This window comes from Luteibacter sp. P1_D3, from assembly GCF_056406135.1.
Genome location: NZ_JBFUAT010000076.1, coordinates 1 through 4,778, shown reverse-complemented (window position 1 = coordinate 4,778; position 4,778 = coordinate 1). Strand labels below are relative to the sequence as shown.

The following is a 4,778-nucleotide window of genomic DNA, read 5'->3' as shown; positions in this document are numbered from 1 at the left end:
GCACCACACGCCTTCGGCGTGCGTTACCTGTTAATACAAAGGTTGAAGCCAGGATCTAGATATCTCTGATAGCAGTGATGGGGGGGACACGCGCGGCCCTCAGAGCAGTCGGAAGCACAGCGCAGATGCTTACGACAAACATCACGACAGTGCCGATAGCGACGTAACCGGCGGACAAGCGTGGAAGCTCGAGCGACTGCATAAGATAAACGTTCAATACAAACGCAAGTCCCGCCCCGAGAAGCACGCCAGTGCCAGTCAGAATCAGGTTCTCTACGAGAAAATAGCGAAGTATGTCGTTCGACGTGGCGCCCAGAKCACGGCGAACGCCGATTTGACGGCGACGCTGCCTAACCCAAAAGCTTGAAAGCCCAGCAATACCAGCGGAACAGGTAAACAGCAGCACAAGGCCGACAGTTGCTGTCAGGGAAGAAACCGCGACATCTCCGCGATACGCCTGTTCCCGAATATCTTTGAACGTGATTACGCCGCGTGCAGCACCATCCGTACCATCAGGAATGACGCGCAAGGGGTCGACCGAATAGAGCGCATCCTCAACTCTTGCCGCAACTCGCCCTAGGACGCCGCTCTTTGAGCGCACGACGTAATAACGCTCCGGTGAAATCAACATCCACGGAATCAACGCTGCCCCCCATACCATGTTGTCGCTCCGGGCCTGACTGAAGGGCGATTGCAACCTATCAACGACACCGATAACCCTGCTCGGCGCTGTTGCGCCGGAGAAATACACGCTTTTTCCCAAGGGATCGGATTGTCCGAACAGACGCTCTGCCACCTGTCGAGTAATGATTACAACTGGCGGCTGCATCACGTCAGACATTTTTTTAGCCTGTATTTCCTCCGCGGTAAAGTTGCGTCCCTCGAGGAGTCTCAATCCCAAGCTTTGGATCGTATCTGCATTTGCAGCGTAAAAAGAGATTGGTGAGTTACGGATGTTTCCAGGCGTCAATCCCACCTGCAACTGCCATCCAAGATCGCTGAGTGGAAGAGCATTCGATGCATAGGCACTTTCCACCCCGTCGACATGCATGATCGCCTGAAGATCCGCTCGAATGCGCGAAGCCACCGCGTCGGGTGCCGCAGACGTCGTCGAACCGCTGTCATCACTATGTACGAAAACAATTCGGTCTTCTTCGATTCCGGTAGGCCGCCCCATCCGTGCGGACTTGATCTGAATCATGAACATCGCATTTGACATAACAGCAAGTGTCAAGGCGATCTGGAGAACGATCATGGCGGTGCCGGCCTTATGTTTCTTCAGGGCGGCGACAATTGGATGTAGTTTCACGGCGGCCCTAGTTTTGCTTTATCTGCATAGATGGTTGGAGTCGGAGCATTCTCACGACGGGAAGGATCCCGGCTAGAAGCGTCGACATGACAGAAAGCAGAAGGGCCCCGGTAAAAATTCCAATATCTACATGAACGAGCGGAGCGAGCTCGTCGGGGAGAAGCCTCTTGGCCGCCGACACCCCAGCCAGGGTTAAAGCGATTGCGAGAACGCCGCCAAATAGACCAATCGTTCCTGCCTCGACAAAACATTGCTTGGCAATGTCCACCGAACGCGCGCCCAGCGCGCGACGAATCGTCATATCTGCGGTCTTCTGAAGAAATTTTGCGAAGAGTAACCCAGTGGTCGTGACAATACATACTAGCAAAAGCAGCGCGGACACGACAAACGAGTACCGCGCGTCTGACGGGACGACTTCAGCAAACTCTAACCACTCAAGCAGTCCGCGTAGTCGATAGTTAGGAGGCCAGTTAAAGCGTCCGCTATCACGCTGGTAGCCGGAATATTGTCTAAGGTAATGATCATACTTGGCTCGCTCTTCGGCCGTGCGCAACTCCACCATTATTGAAATCCAGGTGCAATTGGAAGACAAGATTCCGTCGAAGCCTGCATTAGCAGGAAGAGTGGAAGAACAAACGAAGGGCCCGGCCGTCTGAATCTTACCGGCAATGGACGAAGTCATCGGAATGAAGAATTGATCCTCAGTTCCGAAGGTTGACCCATTCGCCAGATCGTAAAACAGGGGCTGAGGGTTCCAGTCCTTGAGAACGCCGATGACGCGGTACGCATGTTGTCCCAGTGTAATCTCGTGCCCCACGCTATTCTTTCCGCCGAACAACTGTTCGTTCAAGCGATTCCCAATAACGACGACCGATGCACTCTTGTCGTCATCCATCGCGCCCCAGGCTGCGCCGAACTGAAATGGCGCATCGGTCATCGCAAAGAAATCCGAATACACAGCGTGTCCGTTCAGTGTGCGGGGTCGCCGTTCACTTGCCAGTGGACGCAGTACCAGCGAAACGGGATACAGAGCCGTTTGCCGGGCGGCGCGGTGGTCACGCATGAGAGCCATGGCGTCGCTATAGGGGAAGCTTGGTGGCGGCTCGTTTCCCGAGCTTCGACCTTCCGGCCCTGCGCTATCGATTAGAGGAAAGAAGAGAACAGAAGATCGCGTCGGCGCTGGATCGCGAGACGCTGCCTGAATCAGCGACAGAGTCGTCATAGATGCGGCGACTCCCGCGCTGATCGCGACCACCATTAGCAAGGTGAGTATCGGACTCTTCCTAAAGTTCCGCACCGCCAGTGTAAGATAATACCAAGTCATTGCATGTCCATTTCTTGATCGTGTCATGATAGTCAAACGAGGAAGCGTTAGGAAGCGAAGCAGGCGTTAATTCGGTGTTCGCTGCGGGCCGTCCTGCTCAAGCCTCGCCCTGGCTGACGGATTCAATGATGATCGGCGCGAGCGTTGCAACATACGGCTCTTTTAGTCCAGTCATGTGCGTACCGGCGCTTAAGATCGGGGTCAAGTGCGGAAAAAACTGTTGCCACCCCCGGACCATCTTTTCGTGTCGTCTTTGGTTCTCGTGTTTTGGTATGTTCCCCTCCTCGAGGAGGACAAGCATCACCTTTCTGTCCGAGCGATCGGTAAGCGTAAACGTCGAACGTGTATTTGCCGAGAAAACTTTTATTACGTTCGATATGAAGGTTCGGTCCACGCGCGGATCTAATAACGAATGCTTGACAAGCACGCGGTGCATGTGGTCCACACGCTCGCCTTGCGCTAAGGACGACAGCATGGAGCGACTGATTTCAATGGGCCGACCTGCCATTTCCTCATATATCTCAGAGAGGGAAAGAAGGATATCTATGTCATCGTGATCAGGGGATTGCTCGCCGTCAGGGGTTCGGGAGTCAATGAGCGTCATTGACCCAATCCGATATCCCTCTCGTTCGAGCAAGAGGGCTGCCTCACACGCGATCCAACCTCCAAACGAATGGCCGACCAAATGGATAGTACCTGCGGATATGGTCCCCGCAATCTGCCGGACACAGGCTTCCGCCGCGGCTCTTACCGTTGAGTAGGGCACGGATGCTTCATCATCGAGTCCGCGAGGTTGAAGGCCGTAGATATCCATCCCAGCAGGCATTCTCATGAGGAGATCGGCGAATACCGTCACACTCGCTCCTGCACCAGGGATCATTACAAGGACCGGGCCGTCAGACGTGCTCTGTTGGAGAGGCAGGAAGAGAGGTGTGTGAGATGGTGCGCGACGTGTCGCTCGCGCAATCTCGAGCACGGCGTCCATAGAAGCGGCCAGAGCCCCTACGTATTGGTCTTCCACCATTGTCAGGTGCGTCCCCGGAACGTCTATGACGCGGATGTCCGGCTTTGGATGGACGTTCTCCCATCCTCGTAGCGGCCTCGATGCGTCACCTCCCGATGCGCGAAACAGGTGCATGGTTACATCAAACCCTCGTGCCTCATAGTCCGCTTGTGCGTGGGCTAACGACAATCTCGATTCAAGGTAGTGCTCGATATGTGCCAGAGGTTTCCCCCTGAACTCGTCAATTAGGCCGTAGCCATGCGCGGAATCGACCATTGATTTCAGATCGCCGCTGAATTCTTTCTCAACTGATGACGGCAACCCGGCTTCCCGTGCCGTTTCCGTGATGACGTTGCGAAAGAAATCGGTAGTGTTATCAAGAATGTGTCTTTCAGTTGGAATTGTTGGCTTATAAAAGGTGTCAAGCAGGCCGACGAACGCTACCTCCTGATCCATACCCCGTAACTGATATGCAACCTCGTAAGCAAGCAAACCTCCGGTGGACCACCCGGTAAGGTAATAAGGTCCCGATGCCTGCACCTCGAGAATCAGGCGTACCAACCGCGCCGCTTTCGCCTGTAGCGTCTTAAAGATCGGTTCTGCAGGCGAAGAAGGGGGAAGTGCGTACACAGGAGTTAATGGATCAAGATTTTCTGCAAGCTTGGGCACATAAAATAGATCTCCTTCTCCGTCATGAATCATGAACAGAGGGCAGTGACTCCCTTCGGCCCGGATGGCTATCGCACGAGTGCTTGCAGCGTCGTCCGATCTCGCTCGAGCCTTTGCGAAGCTGGCAATTGTCGGATGCGTGAATAGTTCCGCGATGGTCGTACCAAACTGACGGCGGTTCAAGGCGCCGACCAGACGAACTAGGAGCAGCGAGTGGCCGCCCAAGGCGAAGAAGTTGTCGTGGCGACCCACCCGGGCATGGCCCAGCAGGCCCGACCACACCGCCGCGATCGCCTCCTCCACCGCACCTTCCGGTGCTTCGTACGCTTGCACCGCGTAGGACTCCGCCTCCGGTGCCGGCAGCGCCTTGCGATCCAGCTTGCCGTTGGGTGTCAGTGGCAGCGAGGCCAGCGTCACGATCGCACTCGGGACCATGTACTCCGCCAGCGTTCCCGACAGGGCCTCGCGAAGAC

Annotated in this window: 3 protein-coding genes; all 3 read right to left on the bottom strand. The window is 55.4% G+C overall.

Annotated elements, in window-relative coordinates:
• Window positions 1-55: 55 nt before the first annotated feature.
• Window positions 56-1,255, bottom strand: coding sequence for an ABC transporter permease (locus tag AC1DYM_RS22755; protein ID WP_477342292.1), 1,200 nt, complete (start codon window positions 1,253-1,255; stop codon window positions 56-58).
• Window positions 1,256-1,316: 61 nt separating this feature from the next.
• On the bottom strand, window positions 1,317-2,633 hold the full coding sequence (locus AC1DYM_RS22750; RefSeq protein WP_477342290.1) for an ABC transporter permease: 1,317 nt from the start codon (window positions 2,631-2,633) through the stop codon (window positions 1,317-1,319).
• A 97-nt stretch (window positions 2,634-2,730) separates the two neighbouring features.
• On the bottom strand, window positions 2,731-4,778 hold a 2,048-nt coding region (locus AC1DYM_RS22745; RefSeq protein ID WP_477342288.1), incomplete at its 5' end, for a thioesterase domain-containing protein.